This is a genomic window from Arthrobacter sp. LAR12-1-1.1 (assembly GCF_040676555.1).
GTDB lineage: Bacteria > Actinomycetota > Actinomycetes > Actinomycetales > Micrococcaceae > Arthrobacter.
The window spans coordinates 173302-188699 of sequence record NZ_JBEGIG010000078.1; the positions used below are offsets into that span (position 1 = coordinate 173302).

Consider the following 15398-nt stretch of genomic DNA (forward strand, 5'->3'; position numbering starts at 1 on the left):
AACGGCCGTCATGGCGGCCCAAAAGGGCAGTTACGGAGCAGTCGACATCCGGATCATGCCTTCCTGGACCACGGTGGCCAGGAGCCGGCCCTGCCGGTCGTAGAAGTGGCCCTGCGCCAGGCCGCGGCTGGCCTGGGCGGAGACTGCTTCCTGGACGTACAGCAGCCAGTCGTCCACCCGGCCTTCGCGGTGGAACCACATGGCGTGGTCCAGGCTGGCCGTGACCAGGCCCGGATCGCCCCATGCGTAGCCGTGCACCCGGAGCACCGGTTCCAGGATGGTGTAGTCGCAGACGTAGGCCAGCGCCGCGCGCTGCAGATCCGGGTCATCCGGGAGCCGGTCGAAGGCCTTGACCCAGACTGCCTGGTGCGGCACCTGCTCCCCCTCAACGCTGAGGTAGACGGCGCCCGGCACATGCCGCATGTCGAAACTGCGGCCGCCGGACCAGTAGGCCGCGGCGTCGCCTTCGACGCCGTCAAGCACGTCGGCGGAGGACGGCAGCGACTCCGGATCCGGGATCCCGGCCGGCATGGCACGGGCGAATTCCTCGCCGGATTCCTCCGCGTGGAAGGAGGCCATGGCCACGTAGACGGTCTTGCCGCCCTGGTAGGCGCGGACCTGCCGGGTGGAGTAGCCCCGCCCGTCGCGGAGCCGCTCCACCTCGTAGCGGACCTCGGCGCCGATGTCCGCCGGCCGCATGAAGTAGCTGTGCATCGAGTGCAGCGAGCGGTCATCCCCCACCGAGCGCATCGCTGCAGCCGCGGCCTGCGCCACCATGTCTCCGCCGTAGGCCTTGGGCCAGGGCACGTACTGCGTCGTGGCGGTGTAGGCCTCGTCGAGGAACTCCGGTTCGATCGGCGTCAGCTCGAGGGCGGACAGCAGGATCTCCGACGTCGGAGTCATGCCCGGCGGTACCCGGCGAGCACGGAGTCGTCGACGTCCTCGAGGTTCACCACAATGTTTTCCGGGGTGCGGGCCGTGAGCCAGACGAGTTCCTCGGTGATGCTCATGTTGGCTTCCACGTGCGGCATGTACGGCGGGACGAAAACCCAGTCGCCCTCGGTCATGTCGATGAACTCCTTGTAGTCCTCGCCGAAGTAGATCCGGCCGTGGCCGCGCAGCACGTAGCCGCCGGTCTCGGCTTCGCCGTGGTGGTGCGGGAAGGAGCGGTAGCCGGGTTCGTTGCTGACCTGGCCGTACCAAATCTTTGTAGCAGGGGTGTGCTGCTGGCTGACACCGGAGATCCGGACGGCCCCACCGGACTGGCCGGTGTCGCGGTGCTCAGCACCCCTGCGGGTCACGACGGGGACAACCTGCGCGGTCAGCTGATCTGCGATCTGTTCGGTCATGGTGTTTCCTCTCTGTCGGCGGCAGCCTGGGTTGCCGCCACTGGGTGGTGTGGGGTGCGTGTGAGCCGGTGGCGGTCAGAGACGGACCGTGTTGGTGAGCGTGCCGATGCCCTCGACCTCGGTGGTGACGACGTCGCCGTCGTGCAGGAAGCGGGGCGGGACGGCGCCCATGCCGACACCGCCGGGGGTGCCGGTCAAGATGACGTCGCCGGGGCTCAGCCGGGTGAAGGTGGAGATATAGGACAGCAGGGCGGCCGCGGTGAAGACGAGTGTCCTGGTGTTGCCGTTCTGGACCTCTTCGCCGTTGACCAGGCAGCGGACCCGCACGCCGGCCTCGGGGTCGCACTCGTCCGGGGTCACCAGTACGGGACCCAGCGGAGTGGTGCGGTCAAAGGCCTTGCCCTGGAACCACTGCAGGGTGCGGCTCTGCCAGTCGCGCATGGAGATATCGTTCGCCACGGTGTAGCCGGCGATCGCGGCCGAGGCTTCCTCCGGCGAGGCATTCTTGAGCGGGGCGCCGACGACGACCGCCAGCTCCGCCTCCCAGTCCAGCCGGGCGCCGTGCCCGGCGGCGTCAATGACCTCGCCGTCGCCGATCAGGGTGTCCGCGTACTTGGCGAACAGGGTGGGGTACTCCGGCAGCTCCCGGCCCATTTCCGCGATGTGGTCCGCGTAGTTCAGGCCACAACAGATGACCTTGGCGGGGCGCGGCAGCACGGTGGCGAACCGGGCGGCGCTAACGGGGATGGACTCACCCGGGAGGCCGCCAGCCGTTTCCGCGGCGGCAACGGCTGCAGCTGCCTGCTCCCGCCAGCCGGCGCTTCCCAGCAGTTCGCTGAGGTCCTGTGCGGCCAGCAGCACAAACCGGTCCCCGGACTGCACGGCGGCGCGGGTGGCAGGGCCGCCCCTGGCGTCGCGGGCTGCCGTAATAACGGTCGCAAGGCGCATGTTTCTTCACTTCCGGTTCGACGGCGGAACCGGCCCCTTTGCCGATTCCGGTGACGTGTCCACTGCGCCATCCCCAACGAGGGTATGTCGACATTTTTACGGTCGTCACATATGCTCAAGTTAACACGGATTCACCGGTTTGGGTAGACCCGCTTCGGTTCCGGATCCGGTCAACGGCCGGCGCCGACCGGCGCCGACTAGCCCGTAGTTACGCTCGCATTTACCAAAAGCACCGCCGACTCAATACCGCCGACTCAATGAGGAGCCACCATGAACCACAAGGTCATCAACCCCGCAGCCCTGGCCAAGCCCTCCGGCTTCGCCCACGGCATCCTGGCCGGCAACACCGTGTTCCTGGGCGGCCAGACGGCCATGGACAACAACGGCACCATTGTTCCCGGCGGTATCGTGGAGCAGTTCCGTCAGTGCTTCTCCAACGTCCTCACCACGCTGGCTGAGGCCGGGGGCATGCCCTCGGACCTGGTCAACGTCACCATCTACCTGACCGACGTCGAGGACTACCAGAAGAACGGCCGCGAAATCGGGCGGATCTGGCGCGAGATGGCGGGCACCGACTATCCCGCGATGGCCGGCGTCGGCGTCACCCGGCTCTGGCAGGCCGAGGCGCTGATCGAGATCCAGGCCATCGCCGTCGTGTCAGGCCAGGGCTAGGACTACTACGCGGTAGCGGAACTGCCCGTGGCCCCCAGCAGCCGCTCGGCATGCTGGCGGGCCGGGCCGTTCAGGAGACGGTGCAGTTCCGCGAAGATCCGCTCCGCGGTCAGCCCGTGCCAGCCCGGCGGCAGGAACTCCTCGGGCAGGCCCGGATCCAGATAGGGCAGCCGGCGCCACTGGGTGAGGAGCTGGACGTAGTCAGCGAAGGCCGCCCGGTCGGCGTCGGGCCCGGACGCCGGCGCGCCCGCCGATTCCCAGCGTTCCAGCACCGGAGCGAAGCGTTCGATGAACTCCGCGTAGAGCGATTCAAGTGCCGGAAGGTCCCACCATCGGGAGACTTTGTCCTTGACGTCCTCGGCGGTCAGGTGCTCCGCCTTGAAGAACTCCACGTATTCCATCAGCCCTGTCCGCTCGAGCTGGTGCCTGATGTCCTCATAGGTGTTGCCCGGGGCAATCCAGAGCCCGGGCGTCACGGAACCGAAGCCCATCCGGGTCAGCATGCTGCGCAGCTGGTGGCGAAGGTGGCGCTGCGATTCCGGGACGGAGAAGGCGATGAGGAGCCAGCGGTCGGCCGCCGTCGCCCGCCGGGGCGAAAAGATGCGGCGGTCGCCCTCCTGGAAGACATCCTCCAGGTTGGGGGCCAGCCGGTAGGCGGCCACGCCGCCCTGTTTGACACTCTCCAGCACACCGCGGCGCTTGAGCCGGGACACGGAAGAGCGCACCCCGGACGACTCGACGCCAAGGTCGTCCAGCATGGAAATCAGCACCGAGACGGGCAGGGCGCCGCCGTTTGAGCGCCCATACAGGCCGTAAATCGTGACGATTAGCTGCTGGTGCCGCGGGGTCAGCCGGGGAACGGCGCTTCCGGCGGCAGGCTCGGCGTCCGGGTCGGCGTCCAGCGGCGGCGCTGGGTCTTCTACCACCGTCGGCCTTCCCTCGGGAGAACAGTCATGGATCTAGGCTATAGAGGTCTGCGCGCCCCGACGGCCATGACGCTCCGCGAACCGGTGCCGTGCCGCGTCCGGCGAAGCCGCTGCCCGCTTGGTCCGGGGCTGGGGACCGGCCGGCCCCGCCCGTTTGACGGAGATGGCCGCTCTGCGGAGCGGTTAGCGACCATCTCCGGCAAACGGAGGAGTGCGCTGCCCACGATTTCGACCGCGTGACCTGTTCGGAGAACGCCCGCGGCTGGGGTAAGGTAAATCTCGTTGTTTCACTGGGGCAAAGTCCAGCACGCTGGCTGGCCCCACTGCGGCTGTAGCTCAATGGTAGAGCGCTAGCTTCCCAAGCTTGATACGCGGGTTCGATTCCCGTCAGCCGCTCCAATCCACTCCCGCGCTCCGCGCCGCTCCCAGGGCTCCTATTAGGTAGCTACCTGTATCGTCAGAAGTCAGGAACCTCTTCGGTTCCGCTACAGGAGCAATCATGGCTGACAAGTCCCCCCGTCAAGCAGCATCCAAGAAATCCGGCAAATCCATCAAGGAAAAGCGCGCTGACAAGAGGGCCGCTTCTGCGCCGGCCAGCTCCCTGGACAAGGTGACCGCCACAAAGACGGCGAGCCCCAAAAAGAAGTGACCGGTTCCTCGAACCACCTCACCCTCGGCATCCTCGCCAGCACACGCAAACCGGATGAGCGACGCCTCCCCATCCACCCCTCGCACCTGGACCGCATCGCGCCGGAAATCCGGGAACAGCTGATCCTCGAGGAAGGCTACGGCGAGCGCTTCGGCCTTTCCGACGCCGAGCTCGCGCCCCTCGTGGGGCGCATCGCGCCGCGACAGCAGCTGCTGGCGGACGCCGACGTCGTCCTGCTGCCCAAGCCGCAGCCCGAGGACCTGGCCGAACTCCGGGACGGGCAGGTCCTCTGGGGCTGGCCGCACTGCGTCCAGGACCGGGCCATCACCCAGCTGGCGATCGACAAGAAGCTCACGCTCATCGCCTTCGAGGCCATGAACCACTGGGCCAGCGACGGCGGCTTCGGCCTGCATGTCTTCCACAAGAACAACGAACTCGCCGGCTACTGCTCCGTGCTGCACGCCCTGGCACTGACCGGTTCCACCGGAGACTACGGCCGCCGGCTGAGCGCCGTCGTGATCGGCTTCGGGGCCACCGCCCGCGGCGCCGTCACGGCGCTGAATGCCCACGGCGTCCACGATGTTCAGGTGCTGACCAACCGCGGGGTCGCCGCGGTTGGCTCGCCCATACACTCGGTCCGGATCGCGCAGTTCGACCACGACGACAAGGCACCCTTCCTGAGCGAGGTCATTACCGAGCGCGGGCGCGTGCCGTTGGCGCCGTTCCTCGCCGGCAGCGACATCGTGGTCAACTGCACGCTGCAGGACCCCAACGCGCCGCTGACCTACCTGCGCACCGAGGACCTGGCCGCCTTCCGGCCCGGCAGCCTGATCGTGGACGTGTCCTGCGACGAGGGCATGGGCTTCAGCTGGGCGAAAACCACCACCTTCGCCGAGCCGATGTTCCAGGTGGGCCACCACATCGACTACTACGCCGTGGACCACAGCCCGTCCTATCTGTGGAATTCCTCCAGCTGGGAAATCAGCGAGGCGTTGCTGCCGTTCCTCGAGACCGTGGTCGCCGGCCCCGGGGCCTGGGCGGAGAACGAGACCATCCGCCGCGCGATAGAAATCCGCGACGGCGTGGTCCTCAACCCGGACGTGCTGCAGTTCCAGCAGCGGGAGCCGGAGTTCCCCCACCGCCCCCTGGCGCCTTAGTACTGCCGCACCTCTCCCGGTTTTCCGCGACGAAAAAGGACAGCCGCTGCGTGGATCCACGCAGCGGCTGTCCTTTTTCGGTGCGGAAACCGGCGTGGAACCCGGTGCGGAAAAGCTAGGGCGTGGCGGCTGCCGGCCGCCCGCCCTCGTTCCGGACGATCCGCAGCAGCCGGCGCCGGTCCTTCAGGTCCACCTTGAGCATGAGCTGCCCGCGCCGGGCGAGCACGACGCCGACAGTCGCGGCGGCCAGCATCGGCACGCCCCCGGAAACCAGGACAGCGGTGTGCGGGTTAGCGTGCTCGGCCAGCCAGCCCATCATTGGCCCGCCGATTGCCTGGCCGCCGATCAGCACCATGATGTACAGGCTCATGACCCGCCCGCGGATGGCCAGGTTGGAGCTGACCTGGACCAGCTGGTTGGCGGCGGTCAGGAACATCAGGCACCAGAACCCGGCCAGCACCATGGCCGCGCCGAACCACACCATCGACGGCGCCAGGGAAGCCAGGCACAGCATGAGCCCGTACATCCCGGCGCCCAGGACCACCGAGCGCAGCCGCAATGCTCGCCCCCGGGCCGAGGTGATGGCACCGGCCAGCGCACCGAGCGCCACGAGGGTGTTGAGCAGCCCGTAGCCGCCGGCACCGGCGTCGTACACGTGGTCGGCAAACGCGGCCAGCAGCACCGGCAGGCTCATCGCGAACACGGCGATGAACCCGGCCATCAGCCAGGGCCAGTAGATGGTGGGCTTGCTGAGCGCATAGTCCAGCCCTTCCCTCAGCATGCCCCGGCGCTTGGCGACCGGCATGCTGACATGCAGCTGGTCCTTGCGCAGGCTCAGGAGCATGGCCACCGTGAAGCAGCAGGCCACCGCGTTGGCGGCAAAGGCCCAGCCCGCACCCACGGCGGTCAGCAGGATCCCGGCGATCGCTGGACCGATCAGGCCGCCGAGCTGGAAGATCGTGGAGTTCACGCTGATCGCGTTTCGCAGGTAGCCGGGGCCCACGAGTTCGTTGACGAACACCTGACGGGCCGGCTGGTCCAGCACCGTCACGAGGCCCAGCACCAGTGCGATCGCGTAGACGTGCCCCACCTCGATCCTCTGGCTGAGCGCCAGGACGGCAAGGACCGCGGCCAACGCGGCTGCCACCGACTGGCACAGCATGAGGATCTTCCGCTTCGCGAACCGGTCCGCCATCATGCCGGCCCACGGGCCGAGGAACAGGGACGGCAGGAACTGCAAGGCCACGGTGATGCCGACGGCGGTGACGGAACCGGAGAGCTGGAGCACCAGCCAGTCCTGGGCGATCCGCTGCATCCAGAGCGCAATCACGGCGACGAAGTGCCCGATCGCGAAGATGCGGAAGTTGCGGACCTTCAGCGAAATGAATGTGTGCCGCCAGGGCAGGCGCTCGTTGACGACGGCGAGTGGTTGGGTGATGGTGTCCGGCAGGGAAGCTGCGTTCGCCTCTAGCGGCGGAGGGGGTGCCACGGAAAAGTCCTCAAATGAGCGGGTGAGCGGGATGGACTTAACGCTAGGCTGGCCCCAAGAGATTATGGAAGCCTATTCCAGGCATAACTCGCATTACAAAACGCAATGCGGTGTTTGCTGCACCCGATCCGGGAGACCCCGATGTTCGAACCCGCCCAGCTCCGCTCGTTCCTGGCCGTGGCCGAAACCTTGAGTTTTACCAAGGCCGCGGAACGCCTCGGCCTGGCCCAACCCACCGTCAGCCAGCACGTCCGCAAGCTGGAGGCCGCCGCCAAGCGGGTGCTGATTGCCCGGGACACCCGGGATGTGCGTTTGACCGACAACGGCGATGCCATGGCCGGGTTCGCCCGAAGCATCCTCTCCGCGCACGACTCCGCCGCCCGCTATTTCTCCGGATCCGCCATGCGCGGGCGCCTGCGCTTCGGCACGGCCGACGATCTCGCCATCACCGGGCTGCCCCGCATCCTCCGGGAGTTCCGGCAGATCTACCCGCAGATCAACCTCGAGCTGACGGTGGGCCAGAGCGACCAGCTCTACAAGCGCCTCAACGCCGGTCAGCTGGATCTCGTCTTCGTGAAGTGGGTGGCGGGGGCCAAAGACGGGACCGTGGTCCAGCAGGACGCCTTCGCCTGGGTCGGCCTGGAGCAGACCGCGCTGGATCCGGCCGATCCTGTTCCGCTGATCGCCTATCCCTCCCCCAGCCTGAGCCGGAAGCTGGCGATCGACGCCCTTGAGGCCACGGGCCGCACCTGGCGGATCACCTGCACCACGCGGCAGATCAGCGGCGTGCTGGCCGCCGTCCGGGCCGGCATTGGGGTGGCGGTCATGCCTTCCTCCCTGGTGCCGGAGGACTTGAAAATCATCACCCGCCGCTTCGATCTGCCGCCCGTGGGCGACGTCGATTTCACGCTCATCCGCAACCCGCTGGCCAATACCGAGGTGATCGATGCCCTCACGCAGGCGATCGTGGGCCGGACCCTGAAGCGCCCGGCCTGAAGCGCCCGGCCTGCTGCCCTGGCGGGCCGCGTCCCGGCGCGGATCCTTCCACGGTACTTACGGGACGGACTACCCGGACGGGAGCAGTACTTACTTGACCATTGAACGGTGCAGGTACTTCATCTATCCTGTCACTACTTACGATCAACCGTTCGAGGTCAAGAAGTGGCCCGCGACAACGATTCGAAAAACGAACGCTGTCCGTCGCTGATGCCGTGTGGCTGGCGCCGGAGCGTTCGGGATAGGCCGCCAATGATGCCAGCCATTAACCACCCCCGATTGTCCACTCCCCACGCGCCCAAGGCCGCCCGTCCGGGAACCGCGCCGGCGCACCCCGCAGCGGCCATGCACCACCCGGGCACAGCATTGCACTCCAGCCTGGGCCACCGGGACATTCACCCGGCCACCCTGGCGGATTCCGACTATGTTGCCAGTCCGTTCTGCGAACACTGCGGCACGGACGAGTTCATTTACCTGGAGACCTTCGTCCCGGCCACGCACCGAAGGGACGGCTCCGTCAGCAAGCTCGGCGAGGTCACCTACTTCTGCTCGGGCTGCGATGACTTTTCCGCCCACGCGGTCCCGGCTTCGTGGGCGCCGCCGGGCTGGTACTTCGGCTAAGCGGCACGGCGTCTAACGCCCCGGCGCTCGGCGCCGTCACTGCCACTTACAATGCCACCACCGCTGCCGCCGCCACTGACACTGCGCAGCGCGGCCCCCTTTAACGCCGTCGCCGCCGTGCCGCACCTGGCGGTGCCTGCACGGCGGCGATGGCGTTTTAGCACGCCCGGGCTAGACGACTAACTGCCTAGATAAGGGCGTCCGAGATGTGGTTGGGCGTCCCGAATCGGTGCGCCGTGATGCTGATGGCCTGCTCGTGCAGGAACGGCAGCAGCTCCACGCGTCCGGCTTCCGTGACGGGGTGGACATACACCGCCAGGTCCGGACGGCCGCCCGTGGCCTCGGACAGTGCCTTGGCGTCCCCGCCGATCAGCCGGATCCGGGCGCCGGAAAGCTTGCCCGCCGCGGCGAGCGTGCCGGCGGAAGCGAGCCATTCGGCGTCGTTCTCAACGGTGGCGGCGATGCCAAGCCCGGACAGGACCGCGCGCAGCTGGGCGGGCAGTTCGACGGCGGTGGAGATCGTCAGGTCGGACCCGGCCAGGACGCCCGCGGCGACGGTCCGGACCAGGCCTGCCAGCGGCTCGCCTTCCGAGAGGCGGACGGTGACGGGCAGGGCACGGTAGCGGAACACGTTGCGCTCCGCGCTCAGGCCCGAGACGTCCTTCGCGGTGCCGAACTCTTCGGCCCAGGCACGGGCGTCGGAGGCGAGCGCGCGCTGCAGCGGTGCGAGTTCGTCGGCTGTCAGGAAGCCCTTGGCCGCGTCCTCGATCCGGCGGACGCCGGAGTGGGCGGGAGCAGTGCCCGGCGTGCCGGCGGCGGTGCTGGGCTTGCTGACCCATTCGCCGAGGCCGACGAGGTAGTTCGGCCCGCCGGCCTTGGTGCCGGCGCCGACGGCGGATTTCTTCCAGCCGCCGAAGGGCTGGCGCTGGACGATCGCGCCGGTGATGCCGCGGTTGACGTAGAGGTTGCCGGCCTGGATGGTGTCCAGCCAGATCCCCAGCTCATCGGTGTTCAGCGAGTGCAGGCCCGCGGTGAGACCGTATTCGATCTGGTTCTGGATCGCGATGGCCTCCTCGAGGGTCTCTGCCGTCATGACGCCCAGGACCGGGCCGAAGAACTCGGTGAGGTGGAAGTAGGATCCGCGGCGGACGCCTGAGCGCACGCCGGGGCTCCAGAGCTTGCCCGTATCATCGAGCTTCCGCGGCTCAACGGCCCAGGTCTCGCCCTCGCCGAGGGTGGTGAGGGCGTTCAGGAGCTTGCCCTTGGCGGGCTCGATGATCGGGCCCATCTGGCTCGCCGGATCCTCCGGGTAGCCGACCTTCAAGGAGGTGACGGCGTCGATCAGCTGGTTGTGGAAACGCTTCGATTTCGCCACGGAGCCGACGAGGATCACCAGCGAGGCGGCCGAGCACTTCTGGCCGGCGTGGCCGAACGCGGAGTACGCGACGTCCTTGGCCGCGAGGTCCAGGTCCGCGCTCGGGGTGACGATGATGGCGTTCTTGCCGCTGGTCTCGGCCAGCAGGGGCAGGTCCTTGCGGAAGGAGCGGAACAGCTCGGCGGTCTCGTAGCCGCCGGTCAGGATGACGCGGTCCACGGCCGGGTGGGAAATCAGCTGCTGGCCCAGTTCCCGCTCGCCCAGCTGGACCATGGTGAGGACGTCGCGGGGAACGCCGGCCTCCCAGAGGGCCTCGATCATGACCGCGCCGCTGCGGCGGGCCTGCTTGGCGGGCTTGATCACGACGGCGGAGCCGGCGGCGAGGGCGGCCAGGGTGGAGCCGGCCGGGATGGCGACCGGGAAATTCCACGGCGGCGTCACGACGGTGAGCTTGGCCGGAACGAAGGTGGCGCCGTCGACGTCGTCGAGTTTGCGGGCGGACTCGGCGTAGTAGTGCGCGAAGTCCACTGCCTCGCTGACCTCGGGGTCGCCCTGGTCGATCGTCTTGCCGGTCTCGGATGCCATGACCTCGAGGAGGTCCGCGCGGCGGGCCTCCAGAACGTCGCCGGCGCGGTGCAGGATTTCGGCGCGCTCGGCGCCGGAGAGTGCGCCCCAGGCCTTGCCCTTCTCGACGGCGGTGTCGATGACCGTGTTCAGGGTTGCGGCATCGTTGATCGTGGCGGCCTCGACGGCGGCGTTGCCCAGAGCCGACGTAGCCACGCGGCCCAGGATGGCGCGGCCCCAGTCGCGGTTCACGGGCAGCGACGGATCAGTGTCCGCGGTGTTCTCGAAGGAGTCGTGCGGCAGCGGCGCGGCCGGGAGGGCGCGGTTCTGCAGGCGGTTCGGGGCCGGGACCTCGTCGTCGAGCTTGGCGAGCGAGGCGAGGAAGCGCCGCTTCTCACGCTCGAAGAGGGACTCGTTTTCGCTGAGTTCGAAGACGGCGGACATGAAGTTGTCCTGGCTGGCGCCCTCTTCGAGGCGGCGGATCAGGTAGGCGATCGCGACGTCGAACTCGGCGGGATGGACCACGGGCGTGTAGAGCAGGAGGGAGCCGACGTCCTTCTTGACGGCTTCGGCCTGGCCCTGGGCCATGCCGAGCAGCATCTCGAATTCGATGCCGGACTCCACGCCGCGCTGCTTGGCCAGGAGCCAGGCGAAGGCGATGTCGAAGAGGTTGTGGCCGGCGACGCCGATCCGGATGTTGCGGATCCGGTCCGGGTGCAGCGAGTAGTTGATGACCCGCTTGTAGCTGGTGTCCGAGTCCTGCTTGGTGTTCCAGGTGGCGAGCGGCCAGTCATGCAGGGAGGCTTCGACCTGCTCCATCGGCAGGTTGGCGCCCTTGACGACGCGGACCTTGATGGCGGCGCCGCCGTCGGCGCGGCGGGCGGCGGCCCAGTCCTGCAGGCGGATCATGGCGGACAGGGCATCCGGGAGGTAGGCCTGGAGCACGATGCCGGCCTCAAGGTTCTTGAACTCGGGCTTGTCCAGGATCCGGGTGAAGACCGCGATGGTCATGTCCAGGTCCTTGTATTCCTCCATGTCCAGGTTGATGAACTTCGCCTTCTGCCCGGCGGCGGCGTAGGAGGCGGCGCGGGTGAAGAGCGGGGTGAGCTTCTCCACGACGTGCTCCACGGCCTCGTCGAAGGCCCACGCGGAATGCGGCGCCACTGTGGAGGAGACCTTGATCGAGACGTAGTCGACGTCGGGCCGGGACAGCAGGGTGTGCGTGCCCTCGAGCCGGCGGGAGGCCTCGTGCTCGCCGAGGACTGCCTCGCCGAGGAGGTTGACGTTGAGCTTGATGCCGTCCTTGCGGATCTTGGCGATGGCCGGGCCCAGCTTGGCGTCGGTGGCGTCGACAATGAGGTGGCCGACCATTTCACGCAGCACGCGGCGGGCGACCGGGATGACCACCTGGGGCAGGACCGGGGCCATCGTGCCGCCGAGGCGGACCGCGCTGCGCATGTACCAGGGCAGGAACGCCGGGACCTTGGGGGCCAGGGCGGCGAGGTTGCGGGCGGCGACCTGCAGGTCCTCCGGGCGGACGACGCCGTCGACGAAGCCGACCGTGAAGTCCAGGCCGTTGGGGTCCTTCAGGACCCCGGCGAGCTGCTCGGCCGAGGCGTCGACGGGCACCTTTGCGGCTTCGGTGAGCCAGTGGCGCACCAGCGCGATGGTGTCCTCGGCGAGGGCTGCGGCCTCAAGGACCGAAGAGCCTTCCGAAACGGCGGCGTGCGTGGCTTCGTTGCCTGCGGCGCTGCCTGCTGCGTTTCCGGTGATTGCGCCGGGCTCCGTGGAGATGTTGGTCATGGCTGGAACTCGTTCTTTCTCAAAATGTGGACCTCTTATGAATCAGTATGCGACCGGATTTTCATAAGATAAAGCGAAGTTTTCTGAGCAATACCGGTTAGAAAAACCGAAGCTTTGTTTTCCCGCCCGAACGTTCGGAAACCACCCCGAAACCTTAAAAACCCGTTGCGCTATCACTTCAGGGCCTTAAGACGTGTGAAGCACCGGGAATGGGAGCCATAAGTGATAGCGCAACGGGGAGGTGGGGTGGTTACGGCAGGGGGCGGTGCATCTCCACGATCTCCTCGTGCCGCGGGCTGTCCGGGTTCATTAGCGAGTTCTTGCGGCCGTAGCTGAAGTAGATGATCAGGCCGATCACGAGCCAGACGCCGAACCGCAGCCAGGTCTCCCAGTGCAGCTGGAACATCAGGAACAGCGAGGCAAACACACCGAACGCCGGAACCAGCGGCATCAGCGGCAGGCGGAAGGTCCGCGGGGCGTCGGGTTTCTTGTAGCGGAACACGATCACCGACACGCAGACGACGACGAACGCGGCCAGGATGCCGATATTGGTCAGGTCTGCCACGGCCTTGATCGGGAGGATGCCTGCCAGGACTGCGGCCCCGAGACCGGCAATCCAGGTCACGCGCTGCGGTGTGCCGTGCTGGTCCGTCTTTGAGAACCAGCCGGGCAGCAGGCCGTCGCGGCTCATCGAGAACCAGACGCGGGTGACGCCGAGGAGGAAGGTCAGCATCACCGTGAGGATGGACAGGACGGCGAAGACGGAGATGATCGTCGCGATCACCGGCAGCCCGACGCTGTTGAACGCGGAGGCGAAGCCGGCCTTGGGGTCGATCTCCGTGAAGTTCTGCATGCCGGTGAGCACCAGGGTGGCTGCGACATAGAGCAGCATGGCGATGATCAGCGAGAGGATGATCGCCTTCGGCATGTGCTTCTTGCCGTCGGTGGCCTCCTCCGCGGCGGTACTCATGGCGTCGTAGCCGAACACCGCGAAGAACACCGTGGCGGAACCGGCGACCACGGGACCGAAGCCGCTGGGGAAGAACGGGTTGTAGTTGTTGGTGTTTACGTAGAAGACGCCCAGGCCGATGATGAACAGGATCAGCAACACCTTGATGCCGACGGCGATCAGTTCGAAGCGTCCAAAGGTCTTGGTGCCGCGGGAGAGGATCCAAGTCACCAGCAGGCAGACGAGGATCGCGGGAAGGTTGATGATGCCGCCCGTGCCCTCATCCGGCGTCGAGGTCATCCAGGCGGGCATATGGATACCGATGCCGGAGAGGAACGCGTCAAAGTAGCCCGAGATGCCGATGGCCACCACGGCCACGATGGCGATGTACTCCAGCAGCAGGTCCCAGCCGATAAACCAGCCGATAATCTCGCCGAGGGCAACGTAGCCGTACGTGTAGGCCGAGCCTGCCCGCGGGATCATGCCGGCGAACTCGGCGTAGGACAGCGCCGCGGCGGCGGATGCCAGGCCGGCAATCAGGAATGAGATGAGCACGGCCGGGCCGACTCCGGGCTCGGTCTCGCTGCCGTGGGCCACCAGGCCCGCCAAAGAGAAGATGCCGACACCGATAATGCCGCCGACGCCGATGGCCGTTAACTGCCAGAGCCCCAGGCTCTTGTGCAATCCGCTGTGCTTGTTTTCTTCTTCAATGTCGTCGATGGGCTTGCGCCGCATGATCGACTGTGCCGAATCCTGTGTAGCCATCAGGGCCTCCTGCTTAGGTGTGATGCCCATCAATCCACCCTGTGATGGGCGTTACCGAGTGACAACAGTATGCAAGCCTGATTGCATTAGATAAAGTGAATTCTCTTAACGAATAACCATCAGAATTCACAAAGGAATAGCGATGCTTGACGTCCGGCGTTTGCGACTGTTGCGCGAACTGAAGATCCGGGGCACGTTGGCCGAAGTGGCCGAAGCGCTCCAGTACAGCCCGTCGTCAGTCTCGCAGCAGCTGGCCCTCCTCGAGAAGGAGGCCGGAGTGGAGCTCCTGCGCAAGACCGGGCGCCGGGTGCAGCTGACGCCCCAGGCCGAAGTCCTGGTGGCCCACACCTCCCAGCTCCTGGAGACCCTGGAGCAGGCGGAGGCGGACCTGGCCGCGTCGCTGACCACGGTCACAGGTACCGTGCGGATTGCGGTCTTCCAGTCCGCCGCGCTGGCACTGATGCCGGACACCCTGACCAGGATGTCCTCCAGCTACCCGGAGGTCCGGGTGGAAATGACCCAGCGGGAACCGGAGACCGCCCTTCACGAGACATGGGCCCGCGACTTCGACCTTGTGATCGCGGAGCAGTACCCGGGCCATGCCGCCCCGCACTACGCCGAACTGGACCGCGTGGCCCTGACCCGCGACGCCATCCGGCTCGCCGTTCCGCCCGCTTCGACCGGGCGCGACGCCATCAGGACGCTGGCCGATACCGCCGGGCTGCCCTGGGTGATGGAACCGCGCGGAGCGGCCTCCCGGCACTGGGCCGAGCAAGCCTGCCGGAGCGCCGGCTTCGAGCCCGACGTCCGCTTTGAAACCGCCGACCTGCAGGCCCAGATCCGGCTGATCGAATCGGGAAATGCGGTGGCCCTGATGCCCGACCTCGTGTGGACCGGCCGCGGCACCAGCGCGCAGCTCCTGGACCTGCCCGGGAATCCGCACCGGACAGTGTTCACCTCGGTGCGGCGATCGAGTGCCAGGCGGCCCGCCCTGCTGGCAGCACGCGAAATCCTGGCGGTAACGGCGGCATCAATCGTGCCGGCGGCCGCTGCCGGCGCCCTCGATCCGGCCCACGAGGACCGGCCCGCGTGACTGCCAGCATGGTTGCACGCGCGGACAGGCCCGCGCGTGTGC

13 protein-coding genes and 1 tRNA gene are annotated in these 15398 nt (G+C 67.4%); 7 read left to right on the top strand and 7 right to left on the bottom strand.

Features of this window, described 5'->3' with window-relative positions:
* Positions 1–30 precede the first annotated feature (30 nt).
* The 3 genes from MRBLAR12_RS22900 to MRBLAR12_RS22910 form a co-directional block, all read right to left on the bottom strand.
* Positions 31–903: an acyl-CoA thioesterase gene (locus MRBLAR12_RS22900; RefSeq protein WP_229993100.1), complete on the bottom strand. Its 873-nt coding sequence runs from the start codon at positions 901–903 to the stop codon at positions 31–33.
* Positions 900–1349 carry a cupin domain-containing protein gene (locus MRBLAR12_RS22905; RefSeq protein WP_229993099.1) on the bottom strand — a complete coding sequence of 150 codons (450 nt, stop codon included), beginning with the start codon at positions 1347–1349 and terminating at the stop codon, positions 900–902. The genes MRBLAR12_RS22900 and MRBLAR12_RS22905 overlap by 4 nt, the downstream gene beginning before the upstream one ends.
* Before the next feature lie 75 nt (positions 1350–1424).
* Positions 1425–2297, bottom strand: a complete 873-nt coding sequence (locus tag MRBLAR12_RS22910) for a fumarylacetoacetate hydrolase family protein (RefSeq protein ID WP_229993098.1) — start codon at positions 2295–2297, stop codon at positions 1425–1427.
* 270 nt (positions 2298–2567) lie between these two features.
* Between MRBLAR12_RS22910 and MRBLAR12_RS22915 the strand changes: the two genes are divergently transcribed.
* Positions 2568–2969, top strand: a complete 402-nt coding sequence (locus tag MRBLAR12_RS22915; protein WP_364748704.1) for a RidA family protein — start codon at positions 2568–2570, stop codon at positions 2967–2969.
* A 5-nt stretch (positions 2970–2974) separates the two neighbouring features.
* Here the strand turns inward: MRBLAR12_RS22915 and MRBLAR12_RS22920 are convergent, their stop codons facing one another.
* Positions 2975–3895 (bottom strand): PaaX family transcriptional regulator C-terminal domain-containing protein, encoded by a 921-nt coding sequence (locus tag MRBLAR12_RS22920; protein WP_364748706.1) that lies wholly within the window; start codon positions 3893–3895, stop codon positions 2975–2977.
* 325 nt (positions 3896–4220) lie between these two features.
* Between MRBLAR12_RS22920 and MRBLAR12_RS22925 the strand changes: the two genes are divergently transcribed.
* From MRBLAR12_RS22925 to MRBLAR12_RS22935, 3 genes are all read left to right on the top strand, one after another.
* Positions 4221–4294, top strand: a tRNA-Gly gene (locus MRBLAR12_RS22925).
* Between the two features lie 100 nt (positions 4295–4394).
* Positions 4395–4544: a hypothetical protein gene (locus tag MRBLAR12_RS22930; RefSeq protein ID WP_229993095.1), complete on the top strand. Its 150-nt coding sequence runs from the start codon at positions 4395–4397 to the stop codon at positions 4542–4544.
* A complete protein-coding gene (locus MRBLAR12_RS22935; RefSeq protein ID WP_364748708.1) occupies positions 4541–5701 on the top strand; it encodes a N(5)-(carboxyethyl)ornithine synthase in 1161 nt (386 codons plus the stop codon). Before MRBLAR12_RS22930 ends, MRBLAR12_RS22935 begins: the two co-directional genes overlap by 4 nt.
* Before the next feature lie 115 nt (positions 5702–5816).
* Here MRBLAR12_RS22935 and MRBLAR12_RS22940 read toward each other — a convergent pair whose 3' ends face one another.
* Positions 5817–7190, bottom strand: a complete 1374-nt coding sequence (locus MRBLAR12_RS22940; protein WP_364748711.1) for an MFS transporter — start codon at positions 7188–7190, stop codon at positions 5817–5819.
* Between the two features lie 141 nt (positions 7191–7331).
* Here MRBLAR12_RS22940 and MRBLAR12_RS22945 point away from each other — a divergent pair, with 141 nt between their 5' ends.
* Together MRBLAR12_RS22945 and MRBLAR12_RS22950 are read left to right on the top strand one after the other, a co-directional pair.
* Entirely contained in the window at positions 7332–8186 is an 855-nt protein-coding gene (locus MRBLAR12_RS22945; protein WP_229993092.1) for a LysR substrate-binding domain-containing protein, read from the top strand.
* A gap of 279 nt (positions 8187–8465) precedes the next feature.
* Complete coding sequence (locus tag MRBLAR12_RS22950) at positions 8466–8807, top strand: hypothetical protein (RefSeq protein ID WP_229993091.1); 342 nt, start codon at positions 8466–8468, stop codon at positions 8805–8807.
* A gap of 187 nt (positions 8808–8994) precedes the next feature.
* On the opposite strand, the gene MRBLAR12_RS22955 is transcribed toward MRBLAR12_RS22950, so the two are convergent.
* Positions 8995–12549, bottom strand: a complete 3555-nt coding sequence (locus MRBLAR12_RS22955) for a bifunctional proline dehydrogenase/L-glutamate gamma-semialdehyde dehydrogenase (protein ID WP_364748714.1) — start codon at positions 12547–12549, stop codon at positions 8995–8997.
* A gap of 250 nt (positions 12550–12799) precedes the next feature.
* Entirely contained in the window at positions 12800–14263 is a 1464-nt protein-coding gene (locus tag MRBLAR12_RS22960) for an amino acid permease (RefSeq protein ID WP_229993089.1), read from the bottom strand.
* Positions 14264–14405: 142 nt separating this feature from the next.
* On the opposite strand from MRBLAR12_RS22960, the gene MRBLAR12_RS22965 reads away from it, so the two are divergent.
* A complete protein-coding gene (locus MRBLAR12_RS22965; RefSeq protein ID WP_229993088.1) occupies positions 14406–15356 on the top strand; it encodes a LysR family transcriptional regulator in 951 nt (316 codons plus the stop codon).
* Positions 15357–15398 lie beyond the last annotated feature (42 nt).

What these genes read in the sequence shown, in the direction of transcription:
- MRBLAR12_RS22955 (WP_364748714.1), bottom strand. Translation starts at nt 12,549, where the DNA reads ATGACCAACATCTCCACGGAGCCCGGCGCAATCACCGGAAACGCAGCA.
- MRBLAR12_RS22910 (WP_229993098.1), bottom strand. Translation starts at nt 2,297, where the DNA reads ATGCGCCTTGCGACCGTTATTACGGCAGCCCGCGACGCCAGGGGCGGC.
- MRBLAR12_RS22960 (WP_229993089.1), bottom strand. Translation starts at nt 14,263, where the DNA reads ATGGCTACACAGGATTCGGCACAGTCGATCATGCGGCGCAAGCCCATC.
- MRBLAR12_RS22965 (WP_229993088.1), top strand. Translation starts at nt 14,406, where the DNA reads ATGCTTGACGTCCGGCGTTTGCGACTGTTGCGCGAACTGAAGATCCGG.
- MRBLAR12_RS22900 (WP_229993100.1), bottom strand. Translation starts at nt 903, where the DNA reads ATGACTCCGACGTCGGAGATCCTGCTGTCCGCCCTCGAGCTGACGCCG.
- MRBLAR12_RS22930 (WP_229993095.1), top strand. Translation starts at nt 4,395, where the DNA reads ATGGCTGACAAGTCCCCCCGTCAAGCAGCATCCAAGAAATCCGGCAAA.
- MRBLAR12_RS22915 (WP_364748704.1), top strand. Translation starts at nt 2,568, where the DNA reads ATGAACCACAAGGTCATCAACCCCGCAGCCCTGGCCAAGCCCTCCGGC.
- MRBLAR12_RS22905 (WP_229993099.1), bottom strand. Translation starts at nt 1,349, where the DNA reads ATGACCGAACAGATCGCAGATCAGCTGACCGCGCAGGTTGTCCCCGTC.
- MRBLAR12_RS22945 (WP_229993092.1), top strand. Translation starts at nt 7,332, where the DNA reads ATGTTCGAACCCGCCCAGCTCCGCTCGTTCCTGGCCGTGGCCGAAACC.